Annotated in this window: 11 protein-coding genes and 1 pseudogene; 9 read left to right on the top strand and 3 right to left on the bottom strand. The window is 64.6% G+C overall.

Going from position 1 to position 12523, the window contains the following annotated elements:
• Nucleotides 1-2: 2 nt before the first annotated feature.
• From JQT59_RS00280 to JQT59_RS36510, 5 genes are all read left to right on the top strand, one after another.
• Complete coding sequence (locus JQT59_RS00280) at nucleotides 3-1010, top strand: zeta toxin family protein (protein WP_213571031.1); 1008 nt, start codon at nucleotides 3-5, stop codon at nucleotides 1008-1010.
• A 522-nt stretch (nucleotides 1011-1532) separates the two neighbouring features.
• A complete protein-coding gene (locus JQT59_RS00275) occupies nucleotides 1533-2645 on the top strand; it encodes an SIR2 family protein (RefSeq protein ID WP_213571029.1) in 1113 nt (370 codons plus the stop codon).
• Nucleotides 2642-4348, top strand: a complete 1707-nt coding sequence (locus JQT59_RS00270; RefSeq protein WP_213571027.1) for an ATP-binding protein — start codon at nucleotides 2642-2644, stop codon at nucleotides 4346-4348. The genes JQT59_RS00275 and JQT59_RS00270 overlap by 4 nt, the downstream gene beginning before the upstream one ends.
• 6 nt (nucleotides 4349-4354) lie before the next feature.
• Nucleotides 4355-4612, top strand: a complete 258-nt coding sequence (locus tag JQT59_RS00265) for a hypothetical protein (RefSeq protein ID WP_213571025.1) — start codon at nucleotides 4355-4357, stop codon at nucleotides 4610-4612.
• A 291-nt stretch (nucleotides 4613-4903) separates the two neighbouring features.
• Complete coding sequence (locus tag JQT59_RS36510) at nucleotides 4904-5131, top strand: hypothetical protein (RefSeq protein WP_249353668.1); 228 nt, start codon at nucleotides 4904-4906, stop codon at nucleotides 5129-5131.
• Nucleotides 5132-5176: 45 nt separating this feature from the next.
• Here the strand turns inward: JQT59_RS36510 and JQT59_RS36505 are convergent.
• The 3 genes and pseudogenes from JQT59_RS36505 to JQT59_RS00250 all read right to left on the bottom strand — a co-directional run.
• Nucleotides 5177-5257 (bottom strand): annotated as a pseudogene (locus tag JQT59_RS36505) (hypothetical protein); the annotation flags it as partial.
• A gap of 627 nt (nucleotides 5258-5884) precedes the next feature.
• Nucleotides 5885-7081 carry an MFS transporter gene (locus JQT59_RS00255; protein ID WP_213571023.1) on the bottom strand — a complete coding sequence of 399 codons (1197 nt, stop codon included), beginning with the start codon at nucleotides 7079-7081 and terminating at the stop codon, nucleotides 5885-5887.
• Nucleotides 7082-7166: 85 nt separating this feature from the next.
• Nucleotides 7167-7559, bottom strand: coding sequence for a GlcG/HbpS family heme-binding protein (locus JQT59_RS00250; RefSeq protein WP_249353559.1), 393 nt, complete (start codon nucleotides 7557-7559; stop codon nucleotides 7167-7169).
• Between the two features lie 124 nt (nucleotides 7560-7683).
• On the opposite strand from JQT59_RS00250, the gene JQT59_RS00245 reads away from it, so the two are divergent.
• The 4 genes from JQT59_RS00245 to JQT59_RS00230 all read left to right on the top strand — a co-directional run bounded on the left by JQT59_RS00245 (nucleotide 7684) and on the right by JQT59_RS00230 (nucleotide 12490).
• Complete coding sequence (locus JQT59_RS00245; protein ID WP_213571019.1) at nucleotides 7684-8397, top strand: IclR family transcriptional regulator; 714 nt, start codon at nucleotides 7684-7686, stop codon at nucleotides 8395-8397.
• A 648-nt stretch (nucleotides 8398-9045) separates the two neighbouring features.
• A complete protein-coding gene (locus JQT59_RS00240) occupies nucleotides 9046-10398 on the top strand; it encodes an MFS transporter (protein WP_213571017.1) in 1353 nt (450 codons plus the stop codon).
• Complete coding sequence (locus JQT59_RS00235; RefSeq protein ID WP_213571015.1) at nucleotides 10395-11429, top strand: Gfo/Idh/MocA family protein; 1035 nt, start codon at nucleotides 10395-10397, stop codon at nucleotides 11427-11429. Before JQT59_RS00240 ends, JQT59_RS00235 begins: the two co-directional genes overlap by 4 nt.
• Nucleotides 11426-12490 (top strand): alcohol dehydrogenase catalytic domain-containing protein, encoded by a 1065-nt coding sequence (locus JQT59_RS00230; RefSeq protein WP_213571534.1) that lies wholly within the window; start codon nucleotides 11426-11428, stop codon nucleotides 12488-12490. Before JQT59_RS00235 ends, JQT59_RS00230 begins: the two co-directional genes overlap by 4 nt.
• The last annotated feature ends 33 nt before the right edge of the window (nucleotides 12491-12523 follow it).

The following is a 12523-nucleotide window of genomic DNA, read 5'->3' as shown; positions in this document are numbered from 1 at the left end:
CTGTGCCACCTCCCGAATTCGAGGATCGCCGTGCCTTCCTCGCCTCGCTGTCCATCCCGGGCGGCCCGCTGACGATCGACGCCCCGCACGCCACGATCAACGACCGCCGCTATTTCCGCCGGATCAAGGGTGACCCTGTCCCCACCGGGGCACGGTTGCGGCTGCATGAGCGGATCCTCGCGGACTGGCGAGCCTCGCGCACCCAGGTCCGCCGCGACCGGGTTTTGATTCTCATGGCCGGCCCGCCTGGTGCCGGGAAGTCCACCGCCCCAGCCCATATGGTGGGAGGCCGCGCGCAGGGGTGGCGGCATCTGGATGCGGACGAGTTCAAACTCCGCCTCCTTCAGGCGGCCGTAGAGGACGGCTCCGTGCAGCAGCTGCTGCCCGAGGAGCTTCGGGCACAGCCGGGGCAGCCAAGCCGGTTCTATCCGAACGAGCTGTCCGCGCTGGTGCACATCGAATCGAACCTTCTGCTCGAGCGTGCCCTCACGGAGTCGTTGTCGGTGGGGGAGAACGTGATCATCGACGGCACCATGGCCTGGAAACCATGGGCAACCGAGCTGGTCACTCGCCTCGAGCGGGAGCACTACACAATTCACGTCGCCGACGTCGAAGCCTCCCAAGAGATTGCTACCGCCCGGGTCGTGCACCGGTGGCAGCAGGGCCTGACCGCCGCACTGACTACGTCCGACGCAGACCCGGCGACGCGGATGGGTGGGCGGTGGCTTCCGCTCTCCGCCGTCGACCGACTGTTCACCGACACGCGGCTGCCCGACGGGACACCGCTGCACGGCATGTCCGTCAGCGAAGTCAATGCCCGCGAGGTCAGCGAGGAATCGCTGGCCGTCTCCCGATACGACCTGTACCGCACCGTTGCGGTGGACCGGGGGCCGGAGCACATCGAACGCCGGGAACGCACCGCGGGTGGACAGCTAGAACGAACGTGGGGCGAACTTGACAGTCCTAACCCCGCGGACAGAGCCCCGGCATCCGAGAGCGATCGCATGTGACTGCGCATAGTCCTCAGGACGCGCCAGCGGCAGGAGATACCCCTGTCCGGAACGGTAGGCGGGTCCGTGGCCCGCTGCCGGCGCAAGGCGACTTGCTTGTCAGCGACGGCTACGGCGATCGGCCGGTGTTTCGGCCGATCGCGTCCCCCACCCGGTGGCTTGTCATTCATATGGACTAATACGACCAGCAATTGACGCACATACGGTTTCCCGCGAGTAGCCGACCCGGTCCGTCTGCTATGTATTAGCCATGATCGCAGCACCGTCGACCGCTGAGTTGACACCCGAATCCGCGAGGGCACATTGCCCCTTCAGCGATGAGGCAGGCCGCAGGGCCCTTCCGCAACTGCGAAGCGCAGGCGCTCGTCGGGGAGCGAAACGGTGACGGGAGTACGGATCACCACCGCTTCAGCATCGACGGAACAGCCTGGCAGTCTCCCACTAGATCGATTGCGGACCATAGTTCAGGACTCGCATCTCAACTTTCTGATCGGTGCAGGCACTCCAAGCGCATTCTTTGGCATGCTCGGGGACATCGAAAACGCGCTGACAACGCTCAACGAGATTGATGCTGACGACGAGGCGAAAAAGATTGTGCGCGCGTCGATCCGGGCGTACTTCTTCGACAACGTCATCATGCCGAACTTCGCTCTGCTCGCCCCAGTCCCAACAGGCAAGGCGAGTGAGGTCCTGAGGTCCTACGCCATTTTGGGGCAGACGCTGAACCGGATCCTCCTCCGTCGGCGTAGCACACTGCTCAGCAAGAAGGTCAACCTCTTCACGACCAATATCGACCTGGTCTTCGAAGTCTCGTTTGAGAGGCTCGGCGTCGAGTTCAACGATGGATTCACTGGCAAGATCCGGCCGACATTCGATATGGGATCGCTGAGCTCGTTGCGGTATCGCTCAGGAGTCAGATACGAGCATCTCTCCGAGATACCTACGTTCGACCTTTACAAACTGCACGGATCGATCGGATGGGAGTTGCTCGACGACCCCACGACCACGTCCGACATCGCGTTCGATCGGTCGCTCACCGGCGTTGCGGCGACCCGCGATGCGCTCGAGGCGCTCCGCCCGGAACTAATCCCAATTGTCGCGCGGGGGGACGTCGACGCAGCAACTCTTCTGCAGCACGCTGACGGCCTGACGCTATCGGCGAAGCACTCGGCGTTTTCAGAAGCGTATGACCGCCTCGTGATCGTGAACCCCGAGAAACAGAAGTTCGCCACCACGGTGCTCACCGAGACCTACTACGAGCTGATCCGACGGTTCGCGAACGAGCTCGAGAAGGAAAACAGCGCACTCATCGTCCATGGCTTTTCGTTTCGCGACGAGCACCTGCGCAAGCTGATAGTGCGGGCAGCGCGGACCAACCCCACACTGCAGGTCCTCGTATTCTGCTACACCGCATCCGATCGGGTCTCCTACGAAACGCTCATCCCCGAACTCGACGTACCCAACGGAAACTTCACCTACATAACGCCACCGGACGTCGACAGTGACCCGCCCATTGTCTTCGACCTGGACACCGTAGTCGAGAGGTACCTCGCGCCGCTGATCCCAGAGCCGCAGCGCCGACCGGACGGACAGATCGAACTCATTTTTAAGACTGACGATGGCGAGGACACGTGATCGACGAATCGCTGCTCCAAGACGACGCGGTCTTCCGCGTCGGTCGTGTGGTCCTAGTCGAGGGCCGCCGGGTCCGGGTAGTGGTGGACAGGCTGAAGAATGGGGCACACCTGCTCTACCGCGGTGGCATTGTTCGCAACGTCGCAGTCGGCAGTTACCTGAAAATCACAAAAGGCTTCGTAGAGATGATCGCCAAGGTCGACGGCGAGTACATCCAGGAAGACCGAAACGCTTCCCCGGGCTACCGGCGGGCCGTCGACAGCTTCACGAGGACACTCGACGTCAGCCTGATCGGATTTCTGGAAGACGGAAGGTTTCAGCGCGGCATCCGAGAGTTGCCCCTCCTCGACAACGAGTGCTTCATCCTTACTCAGACCGAATTCCAATCAATCCACCAGTTCGTCGCACCCGGCGCAGCAACCCTTCCCATCGGTGTTCTCGCGATGGAGCCGACTCAGGAAGTGGCCATCGGAGTTGATGCTGTCTTCGCCAGCCACATCGGGGTTTTCGGAAACACCGGAAGCGGCAAGTCCTACACCCTCGCGAAGCTCTACCATGAGCTCTTCAAGAAGTTCGCCACAGCACCAGGGTTCGCCGATCGGGCCCAGTTCCTACTCATCGACTTCAACGGGGAGTACGTGGACCGTGACGACGAGCCGGGAGCGCACGCGACGGAAGTGATTGCCGCCGCTCCGATCAAGCAGTCCTATGTCTTATCGACGCGAACCGATTCCGGCGACAAACTCCCACTCCCCCGGAAAGCCGTCCACGACTCCCTCTTCTGGACGGTCCTACTGGACGCAACGGAACGAACCCAGGCACCTTTCATCAACCGTGTACTTACGAGCGAGTACTGGGACAACCTCCTGCCCGACAGCTCGTCGCTGCTCGGCGTCATTGCCAACCTCGTCTGCCGAGCAACGAAAATCAGCGACGCGACAATCGATCGGCAACTTAGCTTCAACTTCCTCGAAGAAATTCGCGACTGCTTGGGTCCGGCATCAACCCCGGAGTTCGACGAGGTCATCGAGGACTTCCGAACAAACCTGCGGTTCCATTCGAAGTACGGTAGCTTCTTCTGGTCAACTAGCGGCCGGTGGGCTAATGCCGACGGGTGGGACGAGTTCCTGACCCCCATGATCACAACACTGGACCTCGACTTCACCTCAATCAGCGACGTCGACCTCGTGCGATTCAAGATCGTCATGCAGTACTACCGCGACATCATTAGCGGACACGCAAACCGTGAACACCTCGGCCCACTCATCAAGCGGATGAACGAGCGCGTGCCCAGCATCAAGAAGCTGATCACTGTCTCAGATGACGCTCTTGCGGCGCACCCGCTCACCGTCGTATCCCTACGTGATGTGAACCTGTCGATGCGCAAGGTCATCCCCATGGTTCTCTGCAAACAACTGTACGACCTGAAGAAAGAAACCGACCCGCGCGGAGACCGGTACCTCAACCTCATCATCGACGAAGCGCACAACATTCTCTCGACCCAGTCGAGCCGAGAAAGTGAAGCGTGGCGCGACTACCGGCTCGAAACCTTCGAAGAGATTGTGAAGGAGGGCCGCAAATTTGGCGTGTTTCTCACCATCGCCAGCCAACGGCCTCATGACATCTCCGAGACCATCATCTCCCAGCTGCACAACTACTTCCTGCACAGACTCGTAAACAACCTCGACATCCGCGCAGTTTAGAAAGCCGTGGCGTACCTCGACACGGTGTCGTTCGAATCCCTCCCGATCCTGCCGACAGGAACCTGCGTTGTCGCAGGCGTGTCCGCACAGGTGCCGGTCGTCGTGAAAGTGGGTAAACTCCCCGAAGCAGCAGAGCCGAACAGCAGAACAATGTCGGTCACAAATGCCTGGCTGACCGCGCTCTTGGACGAGGGGCCGCAAACCCCTGACGACAACGATCCAGGCGACGCGGGAGACACGAGCAACGATCAGCCACCTTTCTGAAGTCGCAACACGGGGTCGACCGCCGAGCAACGTCAGCACCGAGGTAGCGCGCCGGAGACCTATATGCGGCCACCCAGTGGAAACTCCCCGCTAGCTCCCGATACCGACGTCCGGCCCCTCCCACCGAGCTCCACACTGGTCCATAGAATTTCGGTATGCTCGTGCCGTCGTCGGTAACGCTGACGGTGCGCGTGGGAGCGAGTTACTGGTTTGGTCACCGGAATGCTGCTCCCGCGGTAGACCCGCCCTCGGGTTGGGTTCGAGCGTGGCAGGCCGTCAATTGGGACATCAATGCCTGCCACACTTCGTCGTATCTGGGGTGTGTTCGACGCAGTGGGAGGGGATTTGGTGACGTACAACGTGAGCCCGGACGCGCCTCCGACCCGATTGGATCCGGAGGCCGGCACCAGCAGCACGCCCGCATCGAAGCCCGCCGGCTACCGCCCGGCCGCCGCGTACGACGACCGCACCCAGGAGCGTGACTCGGCGCGGGAACTGGACCGGATTCTGCTCCCGTAGCTCTGTGAGTTCCTTCGCGGCGTCGGCGTTCATACCGGAGTACTGGCGACGCCAGTTGTACAGCGTGGCCGCCGACACCTCGAGTGCGGCGGCGATCTCTTCGCCGTTCTTGCCTTCCGCGGCCAACTCGTCGGCTCGTCGCAGCTTGCGAACGATGTCCTCCGCCGAGTGACGTTTGCGTCCCGCCTGATCCCTATCGTCCCTTCTTCGCCCTCACCAGGGCAATCAGGGCTCTAGAACGACCCGGACCTACTCAAGGGGGACACGCCAGCGTCCTTAAAGTACGCGGCGCGTTGTGTCGCCTCAGTCGTTATCGCCTGTAGAGCTGTTGTGCCGGTGCGGAGCTTGTCGATTTGGGGGTTTACCGAGGCGGCCAACCTGTCATTTCCTTACTGACGCGGAGAAGGGGATGCTGTGTTCGGGTGCAGTCCCACTCTTCTGCAGCAACTGACTGATCCCTCAAATTACGCCGAGCGATTCCAGAAGTGCGTAATTCCGCCGAGGAATGCCGAACAGCTAGTCTGCTCTCTGAGTGCGGTCGCGCGGGTGATGGGTCTGGCATCGGGTTGTGTCTGTATGCGTTTCGCCCAGCGGCTGCGGTTACCGGGGTTGGGGTTGTGTTTTCAGCATGGGGTAGGAGATGTCGCATCGGCGTCGGGGGCCGGTGAGTGAACCCGCTGGTGTGGTGAGTGCACGACGAGGGGCGCGGGTGGGGCCGATGTGTCCGGAGACGGGCGCATCCCGCTGCTCGGGTCATCGGCGGGTTGGTGACGGCTGCTCGGTGGTGGGGATTTGCGCTGTGACGGGTGTGGTGCGGGTGATTCCGGTGCTGGCGGCGAGGGCGATGAGGACGAAGGCGATCGCTGCCCAGGGGGTGGTGGTGACGCCGGTGGTTTCGACGAGAATGCCGCCGGTCCAGGAGGCGAGGGCGATGCCGGCATTGAACGCGGCGATGTTGAGTCCGCTGGCGGCTTTCTGGGCGCCCTCACCGCGGTGCGCGGCGAGGGCGACGGAGTGCGTCTGCACGGCGGGGGAGATGAGGAAGGCGAAGACGCCCCAGGCGAAGACGGTGACTGCGAGCCCGGTGGGGTGGGTCGAGATGAGCAGGATCGCGATGAAACTTGCGGCCAACCCGGTGAGCGCGATGCGGATGACCGGTGTGGTGCCGATCCGGTCGGAGAGGGCGCCACCGGTGAGGTTACCGAGGACGGTGGCGGCGCCGAAGAGGAACAGGGTGAGGGTGATCCCGGTGACGGTGTAGCCGGCGTGCTCGCCGAGTAAGGGTTCGAGGTAGGTGAATACGGCGAAGGTGGCGCCGAAGCCGAGGCCGGTGACGACATAGGTGAGCGCGAGGGGGCGGTCAGTGAGGAGGGTGAGTTGCTTGCGGATGGAGATGCTTTCGCCGGCGCGGGTGGGAGGGAGCAGGATCGCGATCGCAAGGGCAGCGATTGCGCCGAGGGCGGCGACGAGGAGGAAGGTGGTTCGCCAGCCGAGGGCGGAGCCGATGATCGTGCCGAGGGGGACTCCGATGACCATCGCGACGGTGAGCCCGAGGAACATCAGGGAGATGGCGCGGGCAGCCTTGTCGTGCGGCACGATCGCGGCGGCGGCCGGGGCGCCGAGCGCGAAGACGGTGCCGTGGGCGGCACCGGCGACGATACGTCCGATGAGCAGACCGGTGAAGCCTCCGGCGGTGGCGACGAGGATGTTGCCGATGGTGAAGGCGATCATGAGAGCGACGAGCATCCAGCGGGAGTTGTAGCGGCTGAGCAGACTTGTCAGCACTGGGGAGAGCAGGGTGATGGCGAGGGCGTAGCTGGTGACGAGCAGTCCGGCCGTGCCCAGTGAGATGCCGGTGTCGGCGGCGATGGTGGGCAGCAGGCCGACCAGCACGAACTCGCTGATGCCGATAGCGAACGCGGCGAGTGTCAGAGAGATCAGACGGATCATGGGGAGTTCCTCGTAACCGTGGGTGTGTGTGAGCCCTGTGGGTTGCCGCGTGTGGGCGCGGGGTCCCCACGCGGGCTCGTGCGGATCAGTACGCCTGCGCGCCTGCGCGAGCAAGACTCTCGTCCGCTTCGGTGGTGGCGCCGGCGACACCTATCGCGCCGACGAGGGTGTCCGCGTCTCGCAGGACCACGCCGCCGCCGAAGCTGATCAGGCCGCCGTTCGTGTGCTCGATCGAGTAGATCGCCCCACCCGGTTGTGCGACCTGTCCGAAGTCGGTGCTGTCCATCCCGAACAGCGCTGCGGTGCGTGCCTTCTTCTGCGACACGTCGACAGGGCCCACCACGGATCCGTCCATGCGGTGGAACGCCACCAGCACACCCGCGGTGTCGACCACGGTGATTGCCACCGCGAAACCCTGCGTGGCGGCCGACTTGGCCACCGCCGCGATTGCCCGCTCTGCTCGCGCAACATCACTCACGATTCCTCCTTGGTGAATCAGGTGCCGAAATTGTGCCCGAAAATTTGATGATGTGAACATGATGTTGGCTCATCTGCACTATTGTCAAATTAGAGGCGAGATAAATGTGCTATAGTTCAATATTGTGGAACAGCGTGAAGGGTCGGGTCGGGTGATCCAGTCGGTGCAGCGTGCGTTCGAGTTGCTGGAAGGTGTGGCCGCGGGTGGCGATGGCGCCCGCCTGAGCGAGCTCGCCGATGCTGCAGGGCTCAATCGCAGTACGGCGCACAACCTCTTGGCCTCCCTGGAGGCGCTCGGCTACGTCGAGCAGGCAGGTAAGGGGACCCCGTACCGGTTGACCAGCCGACTTGCCCGGCTGGTGCGCCCCGCGGTCGAGGCCGAACAGGCCCTTCGGCTGCGGATGCGCCCTATCCTCGAGCGCGTCACCCAGCAGACGGGTGAGACGAGTTATCTCGCCTTCGTGTCCGGGGAGGAGTATCTGTGCGTCGAGGCTGTCCAGTCGGGCGAACCTCTGCGCCTGACCGTCAGCCCCGGGGAACGTGAGCCACTTCTGGGCACCGCAATCGGGCACGCTCTCCTGGCCGCCGATCCGGACCTGGCAGCACGGCTCTCTACGGCCGAGTTCGCGCGGTGGTCCGACAACGAGGCCCGCATTTCCGACGCGCGCCGGGACGGTTACGCGCTCGACCTCGAACAGTTCCACCTCGGAGTCGCCTGCGTGGCAGTCTCCATCGGCTCGAACGCTGCGATCGGTGTTGCCGGTCCCAGTAGCCGACTTCCCGAACCTCGATTGGCAGACATCGCCATGACTGTGCGTGCCGCCCTCGCCGACGATTGAGAGTCGCCATATCTCGGAGGCGCGCATCACATTGGCTGACTGCAAATGAATCGAACGGGATGAGGCCGTCGAGGTCGAGAATGTAGGACTGTGCGACTTCGGTCGAGACGCACCCGGCCACGCGTACTTATCAACGGCGCTGCCGGAAAGAGTCACAGGGAAGCGTTGCGCTGCTTGAAGAGGCGCCTCTCGGGCCTCGTCTATCGGCAGCTTCTCCGCGACTCGGCGACAGGTCTGGCGGCGCTCCGGGACGGCTCTATCGTCCTGCGCGGCCGGCTGACACTCCGCACAGCGGCACTTCGGACCAGTCACCTCCCGGACTCACCAACTTCCACTTCTACAACCGCCACAGGTTCGGCTTGGCATAGGGAGGGCCGTCTAGGGCTCGGCTCCGTCAGGCGGCGAAGCGGCGTTCGGCGGGCGGGTAGCCAATGCTGACCCAAGCGCTAGCATCCAGCTAATCTCGGCCAGGACTGATCCTGAATAAAGCGGCACCCAGGACAAATAAGCGCTTCTTTCGCCGTGGTGTACCTCTGAACTGCCAATACGGAGAAGTACAGACCCGTTGAGAAAGCGTTTACAAATTCGGTGACGTGGGTCATAGTAGTCGGGTTCCGGCAGTTTCTTTTTCACAGTCGGGAGTTCTCGATGGGCATGACCGAACTCGGCAATGAGCGGTCGACCGCGATGCCGTACGGGTCGGCGGGGCAGCAACGCCGCCGGGTGATCAAGGCGAGCGCGGCGGGAACCGTGATCGAGTGGTACGACTTCACGCTCTACGGTCTCGCGGCCGCCCTCGTCTTCGGACCCCTCTATTTCCCCGGGGCGGGGTCCCTCGCCGGCACGATGGCCGCCTTCGGGACGTTCGCCGTCGGGCTCGGCGCCCGCCCGATCGGGGGACTGGTCTTCGCGCACTTCGGCGACCGGCTCGGTCGCAAGCCGATGCTCCTCATGACTCTGCTCGTGATGGGCGCCTCGACGACGCTGATCGGTGCGCTGCCCACCGCGGACTCGATCGGTATCTGGGCGCCGATTCTCCTGATCGTCCTTCGCTTGTTCCAGGGTGCGGGCGCGGGCGCCGAGTTCGCCGGGGCGATCACGATGGTCACCGAATCCACGGACAGCTCCCGGCGAGCCCTCTCCAGCGCGTATCCGGGGGCCGCGATCTACGTCGGAACCGGCGGCGCCACGCTGATTTTCGCGTTGCTGACGCTGATGCCCGACGACCTCTTCCTGTCCTGGGGCTGGCGTATACCGTTCCTGGCCAGCGCCGTCATCGTTGTCGTGGCCGGTTATCTGCGGCTGAAGGTGAACGAGACGGCGGTCTTCGAGGAGGCCGCGCAGCACGGTGAGGTGGACCGCGCGCCGCTGGTCGACGCGGTCCGCAATCACTGGCGACAGATCCTGTGCGGACTCGCCCTGTTCAGTTTCGTGATTCCATGGGCCTACGTCATGCAGGTCTTCGCGCTCTCGTTCGTGACCAAAACGCTCGGTGTTGATTCAACTCAGGCCCTGATCGGATTGATTGTCGCCGAGTTCTGTGCCATCCCCGTGATCATCGGGTTCGGTCGCCTGGCCGACAAGATCGGTCGCAAGCCGGTCCTGTTGTCCGGGGCGATCTTCGGCATCGTGTTTCCGTTTCCGATGTTCATGATGCTCGACACCCGGTCGCCGTGGATCGTCGGACTGGCGCTGATCCTCGGCATCTGCCTCGTCCAGGGCACGACGTCCGGTCCGGGTGGTGCGCTGCTCTCCGAACTGTTCCCCACCAAGATCCGGTGGAGCGGCATCGCGATCTCCCGGGAGATCCCGGCCGCCGTGGTCGGCGGCACGATCCCGCTGGTCGCCACCGCCCTCGTCGCCGTCGCGGGCGGAACGCCCTGGCTCGTCGCGAGCTACCTCATGGGCTTGAGTGTGGTGGGGCTGATCGGCATCGCCCTGCTTCCCGAGACCCTCGGCCGGAGCGTGGGTTCGCGCATATCCGCGGAGGCCGCATCGTGACCCGTCGCGTCGTGGTGGTCGGTGCCGGCCTCGCGAGCGCCGCGCACTTCACAGCCATCCGGGCTGTCGGCGCCGACGTGGTCGGTGTGGTGACGCGCGACGAGGCGAGGGCGGCGGCCGCACGCCGGCTGGCACCGGAGGCACAGATACTCCCGAGCCTCGATGCCGCGTCCGCCCTGGACGCGGACACGGCGGTGGTGGTCACGCCGCCGTCCAGTCACCTGGCCGTCGCGTCGGTACTGGCCGAGCGCGGCCTGGACCTGGTGATCGACAAACCGCTGGCGGCCACGTTGCACGAAGCGCAGGCGATCGTCGACGTCGCCGAGCGATCCGGCGTGCGGGCCGCGGTCACGCTGCAACACCGCTACAAGGCGGCGGCGCATAGCGCCCGGCAACTGCTCTCGGACGGTGCGATCGGAGCGCTCCGCTCGGCGACCGTCACCGTCCCGCTGTGGCGTCCCGACTTCTACTACGCCGAGGCCGGACGCGGCACCTGGGACCGCGACGGCGGCGGAGTGCTGATCACCCAGGCCATCCACACCCTCGACCTCTACCTGTCTCTGACCGGCCCCGCGCGCAGTGTCGTGGCGACGGCTTCCACCAGTCGAGGCCGGCTCGAGGCCGAGGACACGATCCACCTGCTGATCGACCACGGCACCCACGCGGCGTCCGTGACGGCGAGCACTGCGGCCTGGCCGGGCGGCGCCGAGACGATCCACCTCTTCGGCGACGCGGGACAGCTTCGGCTGACGGGTGATTCGCTCGTGCGGATCGACGAGGGTGTGCGCACGCTCGTCGACGGGTCTGTCGACGCGTCCGGACCCGACCCGCTGCCGATGACGGCGTGGTTCCGGTCGCTGTACGAGGACGTGTTCGCCAGTTGGGCGGCGGGGGCGACGCCGCTGTCCGAGGCCCGGTCCGGTTTGCCCGTGCAGTCGGTGATCGACGCCGCCTACCGGTCCGCCACAGCCGGAACGATGCCGATCACGAGCACTCTCTCCGAGGAAAAGGAAAGTGCATGTCAGTCTTGAGTATTCGGGTCGACGGTCCAAATGAGTATCGCCTCGACCACGGGGACGTCGCGGTACCCGGCGAGGGGGAGGTGCTCGTCGCTCTCGACTCGGCCGGGATCTGCGGCGGCGACCTGTCGCATCTGCGTGGCCGGAACGCCGTCGCCGCGTATCCGACGGTGTTGGGCCACGAATGCGCCGGGCGGGTGTCACGGGTGGGTCCGGGCACGAGTCTCACGGTCGGTCAGCCGGTGATGGTCTACCCGACCACGGGGTGCGGCCGGTGCCGCGCCTGCCGCGACGGCAGGATCAACAACTGCCCGAGCATCCGGGTGTTCGGATTGTCCGACCCCCGCGGGTGCTTCAGCGAGAAGTTCATCGTTCCCGAGGCGCAGTGCGTGCCCGTGAGCGACTCGGTGCTGGACCGTTTCGGGGCGCTCGTGGAACCGCTCGCCGTTGGTGTTCATGTGGTCCGGCGCGGCGGCGCGGCGGAGGGGGACACCGCGCTGGTCATCGGGACCGGTGCGATTGGTCTCGCGACCACGCTGGTGGCCCGGAGTCGCGGCGTCCGGGTGTTCGGTGTCGATCGCTACACCGAGCGTGCGCAGCCTGCCCTGGCGTGCGGGGTGAGCGACTTCACGACCGACTCGGGGGACGCGCTCGAGGGCTGGCTCCGGGAGCGGACGGACTCGGTCGACCTGGTCTACGACACGGTGTGCACCGAGGAATCGTCTCGGCTGGCGCTGCGGGTGCTCGCACCCGGCGGCCGCAACGTGGCGATCGCGTCCGCGAAACCCGGGCACGAACTGACCCTGGACTACAGCGCGCTCTATGCTCGCGAACTTTCCGTCGTGGCCTGCCGAAATTACGTCCGGCAGGACTTCGTCGAGGCGGCCGAACTGCTCGAGTCCGGGAAGGTGGACGCGTCACCGCTGCATACCGCGACGTTCCCGCTGGACGAGTTCGGACGCGCGGTCGAGCAACTCGAATCGAACGGCAGCAAGCACGTCAAGGTGTTACTGACGCCGCGGAAACTGCTCGGAACGCGCGCGTTGTTGTGCAAGGAGCCCGCGTCGGCGTGATCGTGGGCGATCTTCGCGATACGCTGTAAGCGT

Origin of the sequence: Rhodococcus sp. USK13, assembly GCF_018343855.1 — a bacterium.
Taxonomy (GTDB): domain Bacteria; phylum Actinomycetota; class Actinomycetes; order Mycobacteriales; family Mycobacteriaceae; genus Rhodococcus_F; species Rhodococcus_F oxybenzonivorans.
The sequence above is the reverse complement of the archived record's forward strand: the minus strand, read 5'-3'. Positions and strand labels throughout refer to the sequence as shown.